A 21284-nucleotide genomic window follows, 5' to 3' on the forward strand; every position below is an offset into this window, starting at 1 on the left:
TGTTCCGAAAAACAGCGACTGCTGGTGTTATTATAATTGTTGATGCTATCATATCACAAAGGAAACCAATCTTTTCCATCTAATCAAATATTTCCGTACCTTTACCCCTCAAAAAGAGAACGTTTTATTACTTTTGTAAAAAGTATGTTTATGCGATCGAAAGAAGAATATATTGAATTATTACGAGATTATTTCCAAAATAAGGCAAAAGCTTATGGAGTAGTCCGGATGGCTCTGTTTGGTTCTGTGGCTCGTAGTGAACAGACTGATTCCAGTGATATAGATGTTGCCTATGAAGGTAAAGCCGATATCTTATTGCGCTGTCGTATGAAGCAAGAGTTAGAGGCTTTGTTCGGTTGTAAAGTAGATATTATTCGTCTTCGTAAACAGCTTGTTGATACTTCTTTTTTGCAAAATATCTCTAAAGATTTGTTGTATGTTTGATAAAGTTCGCATCAAGGCAATATTGGATCGGATAGAAGATGCCATTCTGCTGATTCAGAGCAAGGCCGATCTTGTTAATAAACCGGATGATTTCTTGTTGGATCAAGAAGGCACTTTTTTATTAAGTGGTATCTGTATGCAGTTGATTTTTATAGGAGAAAGCGTCAAGACTATTGATAATAAAACGGAACATTCTTATTTGAAACGTTACCCGGCTGTTCCTTGGACTGGAATTATGGGATTACGGGATATTATTGCACATGAATACCATCGGATAGACGAAGAAGAAATATTTAATGTAATAAAGCAAGATTTAGCTCCTTTGTTAATGACTATCCGTCAGATGAGGACTGACTTATAAGTATAATTGATATTTACCTAATTATATTTCGCAAATATTTCCGTACCTTTGCCCCTCAAAAAGAGAACACAAGGTATGGAAAAACAGTTTAAGAGAACGCTGATTACTACGGCGTTGCCGTATGCGAACGGGCCGGTACATATCGGACATCTGGCCGGGGTGTATGTGCCTGCCGATATTTATGCCCGTTACCTTCGCCTGAAGGGGGAGGATGTTTTGATGATCGGGGGATCGGATGAGCACGGTGTGCCTATTACGCTCCGGGCAAAGAAAGAAGGAGTTACACCGCAGGATGTGGTGGACCGTTTTCATGGTATCATCAAGAAGTCTTTCGAGGAGTTCGGTATCACGTTCGATATTTATTCCCGTACTACTTCGTCTACTCATCGTCAGGTGGCTTCGGATTTCTTCCGGACACTCTACGAAAAAGGTGAATTCATCGAGAAGACCAGCGAACAATATTACGACGAGGAAGCTAAACAATTCCTTGCCGACCGCTATATAACCGGTACATGCCCGCATTGCGGAAATGAAAAGGCCTATGGCGACCAGTGCGAAGCCTGCGGTACTTCGTTAAGCCCGACAGACCTGATCAATCCGAAGTCTGCCATCAGTGGCAGCGAGCCGGTGATGAAGGAAACCAAACACTGGTACCTGCCGTTGGATAAACATGAACCGTTCCTGCGCAAATGGATCCTCGAAGATCATAAGGAGTGGAAGCCGAATGTATACGGACAGTGCAAGAGCTGGCTGGATATGGGATTGCAGCCACGCGCCGTAAGCCGCGACCTGGACTGGGGTATCCCTGTGCCGGTGGAAGGTGCTGAAGGCAAAGTACTTTATGTGTGGTTCGATGCCCCGATCGGTTATATCTCCAATACCAAAGAATTGCTGCCGGATAGCTGGGAGACTTGGTGGAAAGATCCTGAAACCAAGATGGTACATTTCATCGGTAAGGACAACATCGTGTTCCACTGCATCGTATTCCCCTCTATGCTGAAAGCGGAAGGTTCTTTCAACCTGCCGGAGAATGTGCCTGCCAACGAGTTTTTGAACCTGGAAGGGGATAAGATCTCTACTTCCCGTAACTGGGCGGTGTGGTTGAACGAATATCTGGTGGATATGCCGGGTAAACAGGATGTGTTGCGTTATGTCCTAACTGCTAATGCTCCTGAAACAAAAGATAACGATTTTACCTGGAAAGATTTCCAGGCACGCAATAATAATGAACTGGTGGCTATCCTGGGTAACTTCGTGAATCGGGCACTGGTACTGACTGGGAAGTATTTTGAAGGAAAAGTGCCTGCAGCCGGTGAGTTGACCGATTATGACCGTCAGACATTGAAGGATTTTGAAGATGTAAAAGTAAATGTAGAACGTTTGCTGGATACATATCATTTCCGTGATGCTCAGAAGGAAGCGATGAATTTGGCACGTATCGGAAACAAATACCTGGCGGATACAGAACCCTGGAAGCTGGCGAAGACGGATATGGCACGTGTGGCTACGATCATGAATATCGCTTTGCAGATCACGGCTAACCTAGCCATTGCTTTCGAACCGTTTCTGCCGTTCAGTATGGAAAAACTCAACAAGATGCTGAATGTGGAACCGTTAGGCTGGGATCGTCTGGGGGCTACCGATTTATTGGATGCCGGTCATCAGCTGGGTAAATCGGAATTGTTGTTCGAAAAGATCGAAGACAGCGTGATCGAAGCGCAGGTTCAGAAGTTGCTGGATACAAAGAAAGCGAATGAAGAGGCCAGCTATAAAGCGAAACCGGTACGTGAGAACATCGAGTTCGACGATTTCACGAAACTGGATATCCGTGTAGGTACTATCCTGGAATGTACGAAAGTACCGAAAGCCGACAAGCTGTTGCAGTTCCGCATCGATGACGGTCTGGAGAAACGTACGATCGTTTCAGGTATTGCCCAGCATTATGCTCCGGAAGACCTGGTAGGTAAACAAGTTTGCTTTATCGCTAACCTGGCTCCGCGCAAACTGAAAGGTATTGTGTCGGAAGGAATGATCCTGTCTGCCGAAAACTTCGACGGCAAGCTGGCGGTTATCACTCCGGAGAAGGAAGTGAAGCCGGGTAGCGAAGTGAAATAAGAAAAATAAACCTTCCAATGAAGGTGTCAGGGTGTGTCATCTTGTTTACGCATGAATGGCACACCTTTTTTATAATAATATAGCTGTTGCTACGTTATTAAAAGCAAAGAAAAACAAAACGGACACAGACGGTAAAGATGTTTGAAAAACATATACAAATGGTCGATCTGCAAGGACAGTATCATCGCCTGAAAGAGGAGATAGATGCGGCGATGCAGGCAGTGATTGAAAGCTGCGCTTTTATCAATGGACCGCAGGTGAAAGCTTTTAGTGATCATCTGGCTGAATATCTGGATATTCCTCATGTCATCCCTTGTGGAAACGGGACGGATGCGCTTCAGATCGCTTTGATGGCATTGGGGTTGCAGCCGGGGGATGAGGTGATCGTTCCTGCATTTACGTATGTGGCGGCAGCCGAGGTTATTGCTTTGCTGGGGCTGACACCTGTCCTGGTGGATGTGGATCCGCACACTTATAATATCGATCCCCGTAAGATAGAAGAATCGATCTCCCGGAATACAAAGGCGATCATTGCCGTTCATCTGTTCGGGCAGTCCTGTGATATGGACCCGATTCTGAAGATTGCCGCGATGTATCATCTGTATGTGGTGGAGGATAATGCCCAGTCGATAGGGGCGGAATATACTTTTCCGGATGGGCGTGTGAAGAAAACCGGAACGATGGGGATTATCGGGACGACCTCATTTTTCCCGTCCAAGCCGTTGGCATGTTATGGGGACGGGGGAGCTTTGACGACTTCGGACGAGAACCTGGCAAAGCGTATCCGGATGATTGCCAATCATGGTCAGGAACGTAAGTATCATCATCAGCTGATTGGCTGTAACTCACGGCTGGATACGTTACAGGCGGCTGTTCTAGATGTGAAACTGAAACACATAGATGAGTTTACAGCCTCCCGCCAGGCTGTTGCTGCCCGGTATGACGAAGCTTTGGCTTCGTGCGAGCAGTTGCATCTTCCGCGGAAAAGTGCTTTTTCTACGCATGTATATCACCAGTATACGGTCCGGTTAAAACCGGCAGGTGATGTTGCGGATACGGCAAAATACAGGGAGTCTTTGCAAGCGTCACTGAAGGAAAAAGGGATTCCGACCATGGTGTATTATCCATTGCCTTTACAGGCGCAGGAGGCTTATAAATGGATGGCACGTACACCTGGAGCTATGGATGAGGCAGCCCGTTTGAGTACATCCGTTTTATCGTTGCCCATCCATACGGAAATGACGGAAGAAGAACAAGAATATATAATAGATACATTATTAAAGGAAATAACTCATATTTGACTAAATATGAAAGAGAATAAAATAAAATTTGCCGTTGTCGGCTGTGGTCATATCGGGAAACGTCATGCAGAGATGGTTACCCGTGATCCGGATGCCGAACTGGTTGCCTTGTGTGATATTCGTCCTCGCGAGGAGTTGGGAATAGAGGGGTATGCTGTTCCTTTTTTTGCCGGTTTGCAGGAGCTGTTGCAGAGTGGTATTCATATAGATGTCGTTAATATCTGTACGCCGAACGGACTGCATGCGGCTATGGCGGTGCAGGCGATAGAAGCCGGATGTAATGTGGTGATTGAAAAGCCGATGGCATTGACGCTGGCTGATGCGGAAAAGGTGGTATATGCCTCCCTGAAGTATCGTAAACAGGTATTCTGTGTGATGCAAAACAGATATTCTCCTCCATCGGCATGGATCAAGGATATGATCGATTCCGGTAAATTGGGAAAGATCTATATGGTTCAGTTGAACTGTTATTGGAATCGTGACGAGCGTTATTATAAGCCGGGCGGTTGGCATGGTGATGCAGCACTGGACGGTGGAACACTTTTCACACAGTTCTCCCATTTTATCGACATCATGTATTGGCTGTTTGGCGATATTTGCAATATACAGGCCCGTTTTGCCGATTTCAATCATGAGAAGCTGACGGCTTTCGAGGATTCCGGTTTTGTGAATTTCAACTTTGTGAACGGTGGAATGGGTAGCCTGAGTTATTCGACTGCTGTTTGGAACAGGAATATGGAAAGCAGTATGCTGATCGTTGCCGAGAATGGCAGCGTCAAGATCGGCGGACAATATATGAATGAAGTGGAGTATTGCCATGTGAAAGATTATGAGATGCCGGAACTGGCTCCGACGAATCCCGGGAATGATTATGGTCCTTATAAAGGGTCTGCCCAGAATCATAATTTTGTCATTCGTAATGTTGTGCGTGTGCTTTCCGGAACAGGTACCGAATGTATTACGACGAATGTTCTGGAAGGTATGAAGGTGGTAGATATTATTCAACGTATCTATGCTCAGAAAGAACAATGATGTTTCATAGAGGGATGGATAAGGGCTGATTTGCATAGTCTCCCTTTCGTACAAATAACCATTTTTATAGAGGTTGTATCCCTGCAAATTCCTATCTTTGTGCAAGTTTAGTCATTCTCGACATGGGACTGACCAACATTGTTGCGTTCTCGTTTTTGTGAAAACAGCTGAAGTGTATAGGAAAACACAAATTGAATAAATAGCATGAAACAGATTTTGGTTACCGGTGGAGCCGGGTTTATCGGCTCTCATCTTTGCGAACGCCTACTGAAAGACGGGAACAATGTGATTTGTATGGACAACTATTTTACAGGTTGTAAACAGAATATTGTTCATTTATTGAACAATCCTTACTTTGAGTTGGTTCGCCACGATGTGACATTCCCGTATTATGTAGAGGTAGACGAAATCTATAATCTGGCATGCCCGGCGTCTCCGATACATTATCAGTTCGATCCGGTGAGTACTATTAAAACATCTGTTATCGGTGCGATTAATATGCTTGGGTTGGCTAAACGTACGAAAGCGCGTATCCTTCAGGCTTCTACCAGTGAAGTGTATGGCGATCCGGCTGTTCACCCTCAGGAAGAAAGTTATTGGGGTAATGTGAATCCTATAGGTTTGCGGAGTTGTTATGACGAAGGGAAACGTTGCGCAGAGACTTTGTTCATGGACTATCATCGTCAGAACAAGCTAGATGTCAAGATTATCCGTATCTTTAATACATATGGACCACGTATGCGTCCGGACGATGGCAGGGTGGTATCGAACTTTATCATGCAGGCATTGAAAGGGGAAGATATCACTATTTATGGCGATGGAATGCAGACTCGTAGTTTCCAGTATGTAGACGATTTGGTCGAAGGTATGGTGCGTATGATGGCAACGGAGAATTTTACGGGACCTGTCAATTTAGGAAATCCCGGTGAATTTACAATGATTGAATTGGCGGAGATCATATTGAAAATGACGAACTCGAAATCAAAGATTGTATTTAAGCCTCTTCCTTCCGATGATCCGAAACAACGCAAACCGGATATTTCTTTAGCCAAAGAAAAACTGAATGGCTGGGAACCGACAATCCGCCTGGAAGAGGGATTGGTAGAGACTATTAAATATTTCAAGAGTCTTTAATTTGCATTTTGATTATAAATTATGAAAATAGCGATAGTAGGAACAGGCTATGTGGGCCTGGTTACCGGAACCTGTTTTGCAGAAATGGGAACCGAAGTCTTTTGCGTCGATGTAAATACTGAAAAAATTGAAAACCTTAAACAAGGTATAATCCCTATATATGAACCGGGCCTGGAAGATATGGTTCACCGTAACCAGCAGGCCGGAAGATTACATTTTACAACTGATTTGGCAGAGTGCCTGGATGAGGTAGAAGTCTTGTTCAGTGCCGTAGGTACACCTCCCGACGAAGATGGCAGTGCAGACTTGAAGTATGTGCTTGAAGTGGCACGTACTGTCGGTCGCAATATCAAAAAGCACATTTTGGTAGTAACGAAAAGTACAGTGCCTGTCGGTACTGCTAAAAAGGTACGCCAGGCTATCCAGGAAGAGTTGGATAAGCGTGGGGTACAAATTGAATTTGATGTTGCTTCCAATCCGGAATTCCTGAAAGAAGGAGCTGCGATCAGTGATTTTATGAGTCCGGACCGTGTAGTCGTAGGTATTGAGTCGGAGCGTGCAGAAGAGCTGATGACTCGTTTGTACCGTCCTTTCCTTTTGAACAATTTCCGTGTTATTTTTATGGATGTGCCCTCTGCGGAGATGACCAAGTATGCTGCGAATGCCATGCTGGCTACCCGCATCAGCTTTATGAATGATATCGCGAATTTGTGTGAGATTGTTGGTGCTGATGTGAATATGGTGCGCAAGGGGATCGGATCGGATAGTCGTATCGGTAACCGTTTCCTGTATGCAGGTATCGGATATGGCGGTTCTTGTTTTCCAAAGGATGTAAAAGCCTTGATTAATACGGCTAGACAGAATAAATACCCGATGCGTATCCTGCAGGCTGTAGAGGAAGTGAATAATGAACAGAAATCTCTTTTGTTCCATAAGCTTGAAAAACATTTCAAGGGCGACTTGAAAGGAAAACGTGTTGCTATCTGGGGATTGGCTTTTAAACCTGAAACAGATGATATGCGCGAAGCTCCCTCTTTGGTCTTGATAGATAAGTTATTGGCTGCCGGTTGTGAGGTGTATGCGTATGACCCGGTGGCTGTGGAAGAAGCCAAACGCCGTATTGGTGATGCGGTTCATTATGCAAAAGACATTTATGATGCTGTTGTAGATGCTGATGCCTTGATGCTTGTGACGGAATGGAAAGAATTTCGTATGCCTTCCTGGTCTGCCATTAAGAAACTGATGGCTACCCCGCTGGTACTTGACGGTCGTAATATTTATGACATCAAGGAGATGGAAGAGAATGGGTTTGTTTATCATTGCATAGGGAGGTAGAATAATCTATTTGAACTGGTTAAAACTTTTGACCAGTTCTGCTTTTTCAAGTATATTCGTTGAAGCTTTTGAGAGAATTGACATACAGTAAAAAGGAAATCAGAGTGAGCTTGAAAAGGTTAATAATAAATAAAGACCAAAACAATGACGAAGAAAGAAGCAATTAAAATTTTTGAAGAAAAGAAAGTGCGTACCCTTTGGGACGACGAAACGGAAGAATGGTATTTCTCCATAGTAGATGTGGTGAGTGTACTGACGGATAGTGAGAACCCACGTAGATATTGGAGTGATTTGAAACGGAAGTTATCTGTAGAAGGAAGTCAGTTGTACGCTCAAATCGTACAACTGAAATTACCATCAGCAGACGGTAAATATTATAAAACCGATGTTGCCGCAACTGAGCAGTTGTTCCGTTTGATCCAATCTATCCCATCTCCGAAAGCTGAACCGTTCAAGCTTTGGATGGCTCAAGTCGCTAAAGAGCGATTAGACGAAATGCAGGATCCGGAACGGACAATCGATCGGGCGATGATGGAGTATAAAAACTTGGGCTATTCGGACCATTGGATCAACCAACGGCTCAAAAGCATCGAGATTCGTAAAGATCTGGCCGATGAATGGAGAAGTCACGACTTACAAGAGGGTGTACAGTTCGCCACTCTCACGGATATTATTTATCAAACATGGTCAGGTAAAACATCAAAAGAATATAAACGTTTTAAAGGGTTGAAAAAAGAGAGTCTTCGTGATAACATGACGAATACCGAACTCGCCCTCAATATGCTGGCAGAAGCTGCAACTACGGAATTATCCAAAGAAAAGGATCCACAATATTTTGAAGAGCATGTACAAGTAGCCCAACAAGGAGGAAAAGCTGCCGAAGCTGCCCGAAAACAATTGGAAAGTGATTTGGGACATTCGGTTATTTCCCCGCTTAATGCGAAAACGGGGTTGAGGTTGGATAAAGGAAATGATAAGAAAGAATAAATGGCAGAGCAAACACTGAAAGAAAAGACGGCAAAAGGACTCTTTTGGGGAGGACTGAGTAATGGTGTACAGCAGTTGCTAGGCATGTGCTTTGGTATTGTTTTAGCTCGTATTTTGGATGCAGAAGATTATGGATTGGTAGGTATGCTCGCTGTCTTTTCCGGGATTGCAGGAACGATTATTAATAGTGGGTTTACTGTTGCATTAACGAATAAAAAGAAAATATTGCATAGTGATTATAATGCCGTATTTTGGTTCACAGTTATTGTTGGTTTGATTTGTTATCTAGTTCTTTTTCTTTTAGCTCCAATGATTGCGGAGTTTTACCATCATCCTGAATTGATTTGGCTTTCGAGAGTTCTGTTCTTGGGCTTTTTCTTTTCTGGATGTGCTTCTGTATCCTATACAGTCCTATTTAAACAGTTGATGGTGAAGCAACAGGCTCAAATTGATATTTCAGCAATGGCTCTATCTGGAACTGTAGGAGTTGTATTGGCAATAAAAGGATATGCCTATTGGGCTTTAGCTCTGCAAAGTCTTACATATGCAATTAGTGGGGCAGTTCTGAGATTCATATTTGCACCTTGGAAACCAACATTTGAATTTAACTTTGCTCCATTAAAAGGTATATTGGGGTTTAGTAGTAAAATGTTTCTAACAAATATATTTCAGCAGATTAATGTAAATGTATTTTCTATATTGTTGGGGCGTTTTTATAATGCAAATCAGGTAGGATACTATTCTCAAGGGAATAAATGGATGACTATGGGGTATGGTCTGGTTACAGGAATGGTTCTAAGTGTGGCTCAGCCTGTATTTGCCCAGGTAACAGATGATACGGAAAGGGAAACTATGATTTTACGAAAAATGCTTCGTTTTGGCGCTTTTGTCTCTTTCCCTTTATTATTAGGATTAGCATTTATAGCTAAAGAATTCATTATTATTACAGTTGGAGAGAAATGGTTAGCTAGTGTGCCTTTTCTGCAATTGTTTTGCTTGTGGGGAGCTTTTGGCTATATATGGTTTTTATATACTAATCTCTTGATAGCACATGGAAAATCTGATATTTATTTAAAAGGTGTAGTGGGAACTGCCATTGTTCAGTTATCTGTGGTGGCTCTATGTTTCCCTTTAGGCATTTATACGATGGTGTGCGCTTATATCTTTGTTTTTTTAATTAGTATTATATGGTGGCATACCCGCGTTTCTAAAATATTGAATTTGAAATTTGTTTTAGTACTTAAAGATATTTCCCCTTATCTACTGTCTGTATTGTTTTCTTTCTTTGTAGCGTGGGTATTGTGTCTTTATATATCAAATATTTATTTGTTGTTATTCTCAAAGATATTAATCACTGGCGTTGTATACTTTGCTATTCTTTGGGTTGCTGATTCAAAGATATTAAAAGAGTCGTTGAATTTTGTATTAAGAAAAAGATGAAACAAAATGGAAGATATAAATATATTCATATAATGCCTATGGGGGCATCTTCGTTTTGTATAAATTTCATATTGTTCATTGATAAATATTTGTCTGCACGTGAACATTTGTTTGTACTCTTGTCAAAGAATATTATAGATAAATTAGTTGATTTAGACAATGTTATTTACGAAGATAAAAGTCGAGCAGAGGTTTTATATAAATATTTGCCTTTAGGTGATTCGATAATTCTGCATAGTCTTCCATATCCTATTTGGACTTTTTTATTTATGAAGAAAAGTTTGTTAAGAAAAATAACTTGGTGGGTTTGGGGACATGATTTATATAGAACTCATAGAGTCAAGCGTGATATTTCTTCTTTGAAAAAGCGGTTAGTGTATTGTCTGAAGTTTACACTGAATTTAATGTATTCGTTTGTGTATGAGCAGCTTTGGAGTTGTGTGTACTTCTCTAAAGTAAAAAAAATGAAATCGATCATAGTTTGTTGCCGCGCAGATCAAGATGAAGTTAGAAGAAGGTTCGGATCTGATATGAAAATATTTAGATCTTACTATACTTCTGGGTATTACTATCCTGAACTTGTTCAATTAGAGGAAAAACGGATGGATGATAGTATAAATATAATGATAGGTCATTGTGCCTTTGATTTTTTAAAGCATAGGGAATATCTGGATAAATTGTTAGTATATAAAAATGAAGATATAAAAATAGTATTACCACTTTCTTATGGTGATATCTCATATGCTGAGACGATTGAAACTTATGCAAGAACTCTTTATGGTGATAAGGTGCTGATTTTACGAGAGAATTTAGGCTTTTTGGATTATGTTAAACTAATAAAGACTATAGATATCGCTATTTTTGACTATAAACATCAATCAGCATTAGGAAATATAATGTTGTTACTACTTTGGGGTAAAAAAGTTTATCTATCTTCTAAAGGTATTTTATTCAAAGGATTTAAAGATGATGGTGTGAATGTTTATGATTGTGATGAGATAGGAAATATACCTTTAAAAGAATTGTCTTTGCATTTATATCCGAATACTTTGGGTATCGAATATGCCAAAGAGGCATTTGATGAGAAGTTCTTAAAAAAGAACTATGAAAATATATTTGAGTATTTAGCAAAAAAATAAGATATATGGAAGAAATAAAAGTAACCTCTCCATTGCTTCCTTCATTGGATGAGTTTATCGTATCATTAAAAGATATTTGGGATAGGCAATGGCTTACCAATAATGGGTTATATCATCAGAAATTGGAGAAGGCTCTTTGTGAATACTTAGGGGTACCATATATTAGTTTATTTACTAATGGAACATTACCTTTGATCTGTGCATTGCAAGCAATGAGAATTACAGGAGAAGTCATTACCACTCCATATAGTTTTGTTGCTACTACCCATGCTTTGTGGTGGAATGGCATTAAACCAGTATTTGTTGATATAGATCCTGAGACGGGTAATATAGATCCTGAGAAAATAGAAGCAGCAATAACACCTAAGACAACAGCAATTATGCCTGTTCATGTTTATGGGCAACCTTGTAAAATCAGGCGTATTCAGGAAATTGCGGATACTTATGGATTGAAAATAATTTATGATGCAGCTCACGCTTTCGGGGTTCAGGAAAATGAACAATCTATTGTTAATGCTGGAGATATGGCTACATTGAGTTTTCATGCTACGAAGGTTTATAGTACAATAGAGGGAGGAGCTTTGATTTGTCATGATGAGCAAACAAAACAACGGATTGACTATATTAAAAATTTTGGATTTGCGAATGAAACAACTGTTGTTGCTCCTGGTATTAATGGAAAAATGGATGAAGTGCGTGCTGCATATGGTTTATTGAGCCTTAAACATGTGGATCAAGCTATAGAAAAACGTTGTCGGGTGGCAAAACAATATCGGGAAGCCTTGAATGATGTTGAAGGGATACGTTGTTTTGATGATAAACCGAATGTTAAACATAATTACTCTTATTTTCCTATCTTTGTGGATGAAAAGAAATATGGTATGAGTAGAGATGACTTATACGAGAAAATGAAGTCTGTAGGTGTCTTTGGGCGTCGCTACTTTTATCCTTTAATAAGTACTTTTTCTACATACCGTGGTTTGGAGTCGGCTTCCAAAATGAATTTGCCAGAAGCTTATAAAATGGCTGAAGAGGTAATTTGTCTACCGATGCATCATGGCTTGAATGAAAATGATATTGAGCGAGTAATAAAGTCTATTATACAATGAAGCATTTAATAATCATCGGAGCACGTGGATTTGGTCGTGAAATATACAATTTAGCGATTGAATGTGATGGATATGGTAGAGACTTTATTGTCACAGGATTCCTGGATGATAAAAGTGATGCTTTAGATGGATATGAAGGTTATCCTTCTATATTGGGAGCTGTTGAGGATTATAATATCCAGGAAAATGATATTTTTGTGTGTGCTTTAGGAGATGTTTTCTATAAGAAAAAGTATGTACAAATGGTGTTGGATAAAAATGGAAAATTTATGACTTTAATTCATCCTAATGCTTATATTTCAAAAAATGTCAAAGTAGGAACAGGATGTATTATTTGTCGTAATGCCTTAATTTCATGTGATATCACTATAGGTGATTTTGTGACTATACAACCTTTCTCTGATTTGGGACATGATGTTAGAGTGGGTGATTATTGTCATTTGAATACTTATGCTTTTTTAGGTGGATATGCCGAATTAGGTGAAATGGTGACCATTCACACGGGTGGAATTGTTTTGCCGCATAAGAAAATTAACGATAAAGCAACAGTTGGGGCTGGTAGTGTTGTTATTAGAAATGTGAAAGAAGAAATGACAGTGTTTGGTTTGCCAGCCGTAAAAATATAATAAATTAGAATATATATATGGATTTGAATCTTTTTCTTGAAAATTTTGCAGCTCAGTTCGATGATACTGATATTGACGAAATAAAAGCGGAGACTGCATTTAAAGAGTTGGAAGAATGGTCTTCTTTAACTGCTTTATCTATTATCGCAATGGTTGATGAAGAATACGAAGTTAGTATAAAAGGAGACGATATACGTAATGCTATTACTGTGGAAGATTTGTATAATATAGTTGTATCTAAGTTGGGATGAGCCAGTTAGAAGGGAAACGTATATTAATAACAGGAGCTTCTTCCGGTATTGGTCGAGTTGTCGCTCAATATGTAGCTCGCGAGAAAGGACAAGTTGTCTTAGTTGCCAGAAACGAAGAACGTCTGAATGAAACATTAGTTACTTTGGAAAACGGGGATCATAATTATTTCTGTTGTGATCTAACGAAAGAAGAGGAATTAAAGTCTATTGTAGATTCTATGGGGCATTTAGATGGTGTAGTTTTTTGTGCTGGAGTAAATGAATTTGTTCCTGTGAAATTTATTAATCAGGAGAAAATTAATTCCATGTTTCAAATCAATTATTTTTCACAGATAATACTGATTCAGAAACTTCTCAAAAAGAAATTGATTAATAAAGGTGCTTCTTTAGTTTTTATATCTTCTATTTCTTCATTATTAGGTACACCTGGAACGACTTTATATGCTGCGTCTAAAGGAGCTATCAATTCAACGGTAAAAGTTCTTGCTGTAGAGTTATCTGGAATGAGAATTAGAGTTAATGCAATATGCCCTGGAATAGTCAGGACCCAAATGATAGGAAATACAAATATTTCAGAAGAACAGTTTTTAGAACAGGAAAAATTATATCCTTTAGGGTTAGGATCGCCAGAGGATGTCGCTAATGCTGTCATATATCATTTGTCGGAAGGAAGTCGTTGGTTAACAGGGAATATAATGGTTTTAGATGGTGGTTTTTCATTAAAATAGTCATGGCAACAATAACATATCATAACGTTGGAATAAAGGCAATGAGTGCATGTGTCCCTTCAAAGATTGCTTATAATAGGGATTTGAATGCTATTATGGAACAAGAAGAGGTTGATAAAGTGATCAATTCGGTGGGTATTCATGAGAGGCGTATTTGTGAATCAGATGTTTGTGCATCTGATTTATGTTATAAGGCAGCAAAACGGCTGATTGAAGATAACAATATAGATATTGCATCAATTGATATGTTGTTATTTACCAGCCAAACAGCAGACTATAGAATACCTGCTACATCTTGTATTCTCCAACATCGATTAAATTTACCTAAGTCCTGTGCCTGTTTAGACTTGTCTTTGGGATGTTCTGGGTATGTATATGCGCTTTCAACAGCATTTGCATATGCCTCTTTGGAGGGCATTAATAGGGTTTTATTATTGGATGGAGAAACTTTCTCTAAGATAGTGAATCCCAAGGATAAAGTGAACGCACCTCTTTATGGGGATGCAGGAACTGCTACTCTGATAGAGAAAGGGGAATATAAGGATTCCACATTTGTTTTGAATACAGATGGTTCTGGAGAAGATTCTGTTAAAATTCCAGCCGGTATGCGTAATCCTGTCATGATTGACTCGTTAGAGGAAAAGGAAAGAGAGAATAATAATATTCGTACTGAGATGGAAATTTATATGGACGGTATGGATGTTTTTAACTTTGCTATAAGCGTAGTACCTAAGAGCATTAAAGAAGTTGCCAAAATAACTCAAATAGAGTTGAATGCTATAGACTATCTTGTTTTTCATCAGTCAAATAAATTTATGACAGATTTCTTTATCAAAAGGTTAAAGTTTGATGAAAAGAAAGTTCCCTATTGTATTGCCAAGTACGGTAATACCAGTTCTGCTTCTATTCCTCTGACTATTGTTTCAGAGTTAGAGCAAAAATTGAAAGGAGAAAAACAAGTAATAATGTGCGGATTTGGAGCTGGTTTATCGTGGGCTACAGCACTTATTCATTATAGAGATTGCCATATATCACCAATTATAACATATTGACATGTTACCAGATTTTAAATTTCATCACATAGGAATTGCTGTTTTTGACATTGATGCAACGGCTAGGTATTATGTAGAAGCTGGATATAAAAAATCAGAAACGATTGTTGATCCGATCCAAAATATCCGGATTTGTTTTTTGTCAAAGGAAGGGATGCCTATGTTGGAACTTTTAGCTCCTGTGGATGATAAGTCTCCGGTAGTCAAAACTTTGGAAAAAGTTGGGGTGACTCCTTATCATTCTTGCTATTTAGTTCGAAATATTGAAGAGGCGATAGTTCTGTTAAAAAAGAAACATTTCATTCTGCTGGGAAAACCTGTAGAAGCTTGTGCTATAAATAATAAGAAAGTTTGTTTTTTGTTTAATAGAGAAGTTGGATTAATAGAATTACTGGAGGAATAAGTTTTATCTATGGAATATTTTGTTTTTCGAAATAATACAATTGAAATCTTCTTCGGAGCATCCGAATTTGAATATAGTGGTTATGGTGATATATCATTTATTCCGACTGATGCTACTTCCTATATTTGGTTTTATCAAGTTCCGTTTAAATCGGATATAGCTTCTTTAGTAGGTGAAATATCTGAGTATTTTGATAAATTAAGACTTGTCTATCAACAATTACCAGAGAACAGACAATTGATTGTTTTTACGTTAGAGAATTTATTTCCTCTTAAATATAGTAGTGAAAACTATGAACTAACTCAAGAAATAGAAAGATTCAATTCCAATATATATTCTTTTTCAAAAGAACATCAAAATGTGAAATTTATAGATTTTTCGGAATTTATACGAAATTATTCTTTAGAAGAAGTTGTTGATTGGAAATATTATTTTATTTCTCAGATTGGATTAAATCCTAAACTGGCTGTATCTTTTCGAAAATGGTTTACTCAGAAAATTAATGAAATCCAATTGAAGCGTAAAAAATGTTTGGTTTTGGATTTAGATAATACGCTTTGGGGAGGTATCTTGGGAGAAGATGGTATAAGTGGAATAAAGATTGGGGGGGATTATCCGGGTAATGCTTTTTTATATTTCCAGGAAGCATTAGCAGAATTGACTCGAAAAGGTATCATTCTCACTGTCTGCAGTAAAAATAATGAGCAGGATGTATTGGATGTTTGGAATAAGAATCCATATATAGTCTTGAAAAATGATTATATAACGACTTATAGGATCAACTGGAAGAATAAAGCAGATAATATTCAGGATATAGCTACAGAGTTAAATATAGGATTAGATAGTTTTGTTTTCATAGATGATAATCCTGCGGAAAGAGAATTAGTAAGACAGTTATTACCGATGGTTGCTGTTCCTGATTTTCCAGATAAACCATATGATCTGCCAAGCTTTTTTAAATCATTATTAAATGATTACTTCCGGATTTATACATTAACAGATGAGGATAAGCAAAAAGCTGCTCAGTACAAAGCGAATGCAAATAGACAAAAAGAATTATGTAAATTTACGAATTTGGATGAATATCTGGGGAGTCTGAATATAGAGGTAGAGGTTCAATCTCTTAATGAATATAATTTATCTCGTATTGCTCAAATGACTCAAAAGACAAATCAGTTTAATTTGACGACTAAGCGTTATAATGATTCTGATTTGTTAGCATTTGCGAAAGATGGATGGAAGATCTATTGTATTAAAGTAAAAGATAAATTTGGTGACAGTGGTATAACTGGAACAATGTTTTTGAAGCCGAATGGAAAGTCTTGGATAATTGATACTTTGTTACTAAGTTGCCGAATTTTAGGAAAAGGAATAGAAGAGGTATTTGTTCAATCTGTTTTACAAAAGTTACGATCAGAAGGTATTGAATTTGTTGAGGCTGTCTATATTCCTACAATGAAGAATGCTCAAGTCGCTAATTTCTATGAAAAAATGGGCTTTACAATCGTTGATAATAAGGAGTCTCTTAAAACGTATTCTTTAGATTTAAAAGAATATGGTGTAAAAATTAAAACATTCTATAAAATACAATTTAAGTAAATATGGAAGAGCGTATATTAAATGTGCTAAAACAAACTTTTGGTTTAGATCAAGTTGATACAACAATTTCACAACAGACATGTGCTAAATGGGATTCAATGAATCATCTTAATTTAATAATTTCAATCGAATCAGAGTTTGATATATCTTTGGAACCAGAAGAAATTGCAGAATTGAAAAGTTATGATTCAATTAAGAGTCTTTTAGAAGCAAAGTTGAAATAATGATGTATGCACCTATCATTGTATCCGTTTATGATCGATTGGAACATTTACGGAGGTGTGTAGAGTCTTTGAAAGCCAATAAATTGGCTATCGAGTCTATATTGTATGTAGTTTCAGATGCAGCATATAAAGAGGAGCATGTTGACAAAATACGGAAAGTACGTGATTATATTTCTTCAATAAACGGTTTTAAGGAAGTACGACCTGTTTTTAGGGAAAAGAATTTAGGAGCCCAGAAATCTATAGGTTTAGTTTTGGATGATGTATTGTCTACGAATGATTCTTTTATCTTCCTGGAAGATGATATTGTTGTTTCTAATGACTTTTTGCAATATTTAAATGATGGTTTGGTTTACTATAGAGAGCAAAAAAACATTTTTGCAATTTGTGGTTTTAAAGCACCGTTCGATTTACCCTCTGATTATAAAGAAGACGTTTTTTTCTATCCCTGTAATTCTCCATGGGGATTTGCGACATGGAAAGATCGATGGGAGTCTGTAAATCATGATTATTATGATCGTTATTCAGAACTGAAGAAGGACAAAAAAAAGTTTAAGGAGTTTCTTTCTATTGGTTTTTATATAAAAGGGATTTTACAAGCTGATTCACGAAAAGAAATTGTGGCTGGAGACCTACGAGTTTACTACCATATGTTCCAGCACAATATGTGTTCTGTCTTTCCTGTTAAATCTAAAACTCAAAATTGGGGATTTGATGGTACTGGAGAACATTGTGGAGATAAAAACGTTTGGTGGGCAAAACCTAATTTAGGTCAATCAGATTCATCCGTTCGGTTTATTTCTTATAAAGGATATAATGATGATATATTAAAAAAATCCAGATCTTTTCAAGATGAGATAAATGGAGGATTTTTGGCTAAATATTTAAAATATACTTGGCTTCATGATATATATAAGAAATTAAAGAGAATTTCAGATAAAATCTTATTGCTAAAAAATGTAGAGAAATGAAGATTAATTTGATATCTACAGATGTAGAAATATTTAAGAAACAATTGTCTTCTAACTGGAAAACAGATGGATATGAATTTTTTTTCAATTCGCAAGAAGATATTGTTTGGGATTCTGTGATTGTTTATGAAAATATAAATCAATACTATCATTTAAAATGTAGAAAAGGAGGATTTTTTTTCATATCAGGAGAACCTCCAATTGTAAAGGTTTATTCTCGATCTTTTTTAACTTTATTTGATCATGTTATATCTGCTCATAAACTAAAGCATTTGAATAACCATAGAGATCAACAAGCTTTACCATGGTATTTTGGTTATAATTTTCGTGAAAAAAGTCCATCATTTTCTTATGAAGAGATTGAACAAATGGATGTTCCTTTAAAAAGGAAGAAAATATCATTTATTACTTCTACACGAACATTTCTTCCGGGACATAAAGAACGGTTGAGATTTCTAAAAAGAATACAGTCTGAGTTTGGTGATGATGTAGACTTTTATGGTAGAGGAATTAATATTGTTGATGATAAAGCATCTGCTTTATTACAATACAAATTTTCAATTTGTATTGAGAATTCATGTATAAATGATTATTGGACAGAGAAAATAGCAGATCCATTTTTAGCATACACGGTTCCTATATATTACGGATGTAAAAATATTAAACGATATTTTCCGGAGAATTCAGTTAGACTAATTGATATTCAGGATGTGAAAGAAGCAATTGATGAAATTGGAGCAATAATAGCTAATGCAGATTCTATTTATAATGAAATGTTACCCTCTATAAAAGAGTCAAGAAATAGATTATTATTCGTATATAATATATTTCCATTTGTAATAGCATATATCAATAAGTATATTGACATCTCTTCTAAAGAGATAGTTGAAAAGGAGATTACTCCTTATGTTATGTATCCTGTAAATATAGTAGATGATATGTTGTTAAGAATGAAAAGAATACTTTTAAAACGTTTTTAACTTCAAGTATATTATGAAGATATTATATGACCATCAAATGTTTTCCATGCAAAAATATGGAGGTGTAACTCGCTATTTTTGTAATCTAATGCAAAATCTGCCGCAGAATATGGAATATGAATTACCTATTGTCTATTCTGAGAATCATTATTTGAAAGAGATGATGGGGTTGGAACTTAAGCAGATTTCGTTGATATCTTCCTTTCGTATAAAGAGACGTGTATATTATTTTTTTAATGATAGAGTATCCTGCAAACATATAAAGAAAGGTGAGTTTGATCTGTTTCATCCGTCATACTATTCTACTTATTTCTTAAAATCTATCAAGAAGCCTTTCGTATTAACGGTGCATGATATGATTCATGAGAAATTTCATGATTTGTTCTCTCCCTATGATAAAACTACTGAATATAAAAAGAACTTGATCAATAAGGCAGAGCATGTTATTGCTGTTAGTCAATGTACTAAAAATGATATAGTAGACTTGTTCGACATAAATCCCGACAAGATATCAGTCGTTCATCATGGTTATGAATCTTTTGCGACCCCGGTGGATCGCCTTTTTGATTCTTATATTCTATATGTTGGCGATAGGAAGAATTATAAGAACTTCAATTTTTTCATAAAATCCGTAGCTCCTTTACTTGCGCAAAACAGAGAACTGAAAATTGTTTGTACCGGAATGCCGTTTAGTAAGGAGGAATTACTGTTATTCTCGGAAGAGAAAATACAAAATCAATTAATCCAGTTATCTGTAAATGACAGACAATTGGCTTCATTGTATAAATATGCATTGTTGTTTGTATATCCATCTTTGTATGAAGGTTTTGGAATACCTATTTTGGAAGCTTTTAAAAACAAATGTCCTGTTTGTTTAAGTGATGCTAGTTGTTTTCCTGAAGTGGCAGGGGAAGCTGCTTGCTATTTTGATCCGTATGATAGTGATTCTATCTTGGATGCTGTATCCAAAGTTATAAACGATGAAGAATATGCTGATACGTTGCGAAATAGAGGGGAAATGAAGGTTGAAGAGTATTCAATAAAAAGGATGGTTGATTCAACATGCGATATTTATTATAAGTGTGTATGAAAATAGAAAATTATGGATAATAAGATTCCGGTTATATTAGTACATAAGGGAAATACATTTTATTTAAAACCAGTTTTAGAGCATATCCGTTTATTTAATCCGGATACTCGGATTTGTTTGCTTAGTGATGCTTCTACTAAAGGTAAATTTGATTTTGTAGAACATTATAATCTGGAAGATTATTCGGCTGGGGCAAAGTCTTTTGAAGCTGTTTATGATCATATGTCATCTAATCCTTATGAGTTTGAGCTTATCTGTTTTCAACGATGGTTCTATGCTTGGGATTTTGCAAAAGCTCAGGGCTTAGACTATTTTTTCTGTATGGACTCGGACGTATTATTATATTGTAATATAGATACCGTTTTATCAAAATATAAGTCCTATGATTTTACAATCTGTAATAGATATGGACCTGGCTGTTCCCTGTTTAATATATCATCTATTACGAGATTTTGCGAATATATGATGTCTATGTATACGAAAGAATCTCTTATAAGCAGAATGAAAACCATGTATCAGGGGTTTATTGACAATAAGCAATTAGGTGGTGTTTGTGATATGACAGCTTTTACCTGGTTTCAGGATGATGAGGATTGTAACGTGGCGGATATTGCAATTCCGGAAAATGGCGTATGTTTTGATGGATGTATTACATGGGATCTGGGATTTGAGTATGAAAATGGAAAGAAGAAAGTGTATTGGGTCGATAATCTTCCATACGGGAGATTGAAAGGAGATCCTTCTCTGATCCGTTTCTATTGTTTACATCTTCAGGGAAGAGCTAAATATTCCATATTCAAATACGTCTTGGATAAAAACAAAGTGCATCGTTCCGGATTTCTGTATACATTAAAGTGGATGCTATCGAAAGAAATAGTGAAAGCCAGGCTTAGAGGAGTAAAAAAGGCCATTCATAATCCTCAGCTATTTGTGAACTTTATAAAAGCAAAATTGAAATAAAGA

At 37.4% G+C, this 21284-nt stretch carries 22 protein-coding genes; all 22 read left to right on the plus strand.

Annotated features, from left to right (window positions below; genetic code table 11):
• Positions 1-150: 150 nt before the first annotated feature.
• The 22 genes from P3L47_RS07195 (at position 151) to P3L47_RS07300 (ending at position 21281) form a co-directional block, all read left to right on the plus strand.
• The gene (locus P3L47_RS07195; RefSeq protein ID WP_277783162.1) at positions 151-444 is read left to right on the plus strand and encodes a nucleotidyltransferase family protein; all 294 of its coding nucleotides are present in this window, start codon (positions 151-153) and stop codon (positions 442-444) included.
• Entirely contained in the window at positions 437-805 is a 369-nt protein-coding gene (locus tag P3L47_RS07200; protein WP_277783163.1) for a HepT-like ribonuclease domain-containing protein, read from the plus strand. The genes P3L47_RS07195 and P3L47_RS07200 overlap by 8 nt, the downstream gene beginning before the upstream one ends.
• Positions 806-880: 75 nt before the next feature.
• Positions 881-2920 (plus strand): methionine--tRNA ligase, encoded by a 2040-nt coding sequence (gene metG, locus P3L47_RS07205; protein ID WP_277783164.1) that lies wholly within the window; start codon positions 881-883, stop codon positions 2918-2920.
• Between the two features lie 137 nt (positions 2921-3057).
• A complete protein-coding gene (locus tag P3L47_RS07210; protein WP_277783165.1) occupies positions 3058-4221 on the plus strand; it encodes a DegT/DnrJ/EryC1/StrS family aminotransferase in 1164 nt (387 codons plus the stop codon).
• A 6-nt stretch (positions 4222-4227) separates the two neighbouring features.
• Positions 4228-5253, plus strand: a complete 1026-nt coding sequence (locus tag P3L47_RS07215; RefSeq protein ID WP_277783166.1) for a Gfo/Idh/MocA family protein — start codon at positions 4228-4230, stop codon at positions 5251-5253.
• Between the two features lie 204 nt (positions 5254-5457).
• Positions 5458-6387, plus strand: a complete 930-nt coding sequence (locus P3L47_RS07220; RefSeq protein ID WP_277783167.1) for a UDP-glucuronic acid decarboxylase family protein — start codon at positions 5458-5460, stop codon at positions 6385-6387.
• Positions 6388-6408: 21 nt separating this feature from the next.
• A complete protein-coding gene (locus P3L47_RS07225) occupies positions 6409-7722 on the plus strand; it encodes a UDP-glucose dehydrogenase family protein (RefSeq protein WP_122361769.1) in 1314 nt (437 codons plus the stop codon).
• 144 nt (positions 7723-7866) lie between these two features.
• The gene (locus tag P3L47_RS07230; protein ID WP_277783168.1) at positions 7867-8709 is read left to right on the plus strand and encodes a BRO-N domain-containing protein; all 843 of its coding nucleotides are present in this window, start codon (positions 7867-7869) and stop codon (positions 8707-8709) included.
• Positions 8710-10149, plus strand: a complete 1440-nt coding sequence (locus tag P3L47_RS07235) for a lipopolysaccharide biosynthesis protein (RefSeq protein WP_277783169.1) — start codon at positions 8710-8712, stop codon at positions 10147-10149. It abuts the gene before it with no gap.
• Positions 10146-11288, plus strand: coding sequence for a TDP-N-acetylfucosamine:lipid II N-acetylfucosaminyltransferase family protein (locus P3L47_RS07240; RefSeq protein WP_277783170.1), 1143 nt, complete (start codon positions 10146-10148; stop codon positions 11286-11288). The genes P3L47_RS07235 and P3L47_RS07240 overlap by 4 nt, the downstream gene beginning before the upstream one ends.
• Positions 11289-11293: 5 nt before the next feature.
• Complete coding sequence (locus P3L47_RS07245; RefSeq protein ID WP_277783171.1) at positions 11294-12397, plus strand: DegT/DnrJ/EryC1/StrS family aminotransferase; 1104 nt, start codon at positions 11294-11296, stop codon at positions 12395-12397.
• The gene (locus P3L47_RS07250; RefSeq protein WP_122361764.1) at positions 12394-13023 is read left to right on the plus strand and encodes a NeuD/PglB/VioB family sugar acetyltransferase; all 630 of its coding nucleotides are present in this window, start codon (positions 12394-12396) and stop codon (positions 13021-13023) included. Before P3L47_RS07245 ends, P3L47_RS07250 begins: the two co-directional genes overlap by 4 nt.
• A gap of 17 nt (positions 13024-13040) precedes the next feature.
• Positions 13041-13274 carry an acyl carrier protein gene (locus P3L47_RS07255; RefSeq protein ID WP_122361763.1) on the plus strand — a complete coding sequence of 78 codons (234 nt, stop codon included), beginning with the start codon at positions 13041-13043 and terminating at the stop codon, positions 13272-13274.
• Complete coding sequence (locus P3L47_RS07260) at positions 13271-14002, plus strand: SDR family NAD(P)-dependent oxidoreductase (protein WP_277783172.1); 732 nt, start codon at positions 13271-13273, stop codon at positions 14000-14002. The genes P3L47_RS07255 and P3L47_RS07260 overlap by 4 nt, the downstream gene beginning before the upstream one ends.
• Before the next feature lie 2 nt (positions 14003-14004).
• On the plus strand, positions 14005-15054 hold the full coding sequence (locus tag P3L47_RS07265) for a 3-oxoacyl-ACP synthase III family protein (RefSeq protein ID WP_277783173.1): 1050 nt from the start codon (positions 14005-14007) through the stop codon (positions 15052-15054).
• 1 nt (position 15055) lies between these two features.
• Positions 15056-15457 carry a VOC family protein gene (locus tag P3L47_RS07270; RefSeq protein WP_122361760.1) on the plus strand — a complete coding sequence of 134 codons (402 nt, stop codon included), beginning with the start codon at positions 15056-15058 and terminating at the stop codon, positions 15455-15457.
• Between the two features lie 9 nt (positions 15458-15466).
• Positions 15467-17056, plus strand: a complete 1590-nt coding sequence (locus P3L47_RS07275) for an HAD-IIIC family phosphatase (RefSeq protein ID WP_277783174.1) — start codon at positions 15467-15469, stop codon at positions 17054-17056.
• A gap of 2 nt (positions 17057-17058) precedes the next feature.
• Positions 17059-17280 carry an acyl carrier protein gene (locus P3L47_RS07280; RefSeq protein WP_277783175.1) on the plus strand — a complete coding sequence of 74 codons (222 nt, stop codon included), beginning with the start codon at positions 17059-17061 and terminating at the stop codon, positions 17278-17280.
• Positions 17280-18251, plus strand: coding sequence for a glycosyltransferase family 2 protein (locus P3L47_RS07285; protein ID WP_277783176.1), 972 nt, complete (start codon positions 17280-17282; stop codon positions 18249-18251). The genes P3L47_RS07280 and P3L47_RS07285 overlap by 1 nt, the downstream gene beginning before the upstream one ends.
• Positions 18248-19231: a glycosyltransferase family 10 domain-containing protein gene (locus P3L47_RS07290; RefSeq protein WP_277783177.1), complete on the plus strand. Its 984-nt coding sequence runs from the start codon at positions 18248-18250 to the stop codon at positions 19229-19231. Before P3L47_RS07285 ends, P3L47_RS07290 begins: the two co-directional genes overlap by 4 nt.
• Before the next feature lie 13 nt (positions 19232-19244).
• A complete protein-coding gene (locus P3L47_RS07295; RefSeq protein WP_122361755.1) occupies positions 19245-20321 on the plus strand; it encodes a glycosyltransferase family 4 protein in 1077 nt (358 codons plus the stop codon).
• Between the two features lie 12 nt (positions 20322-20333).
• Positions 20334-21281, plus strand: a complete 948-nt coding sequence (locus P3L47_RS07300) for a hypothetical protein (protein ID WP_122361754.1) — start codon at positions 20334-20336, stop codon at positions 21279-21281.
• Positions 21282-21284 lie beyond the last annotated feature (3 nt).

This window comes from Parabacteroides chongii (assembly GCF_029581355.1).
Taxonomy (GTDB): domain Bacteria; phylum Bacteroidota; class Bacteroidia; order Bacteroidales; family Tannerellaceae; genus Parabacteroides; species Parabacteroides chongii.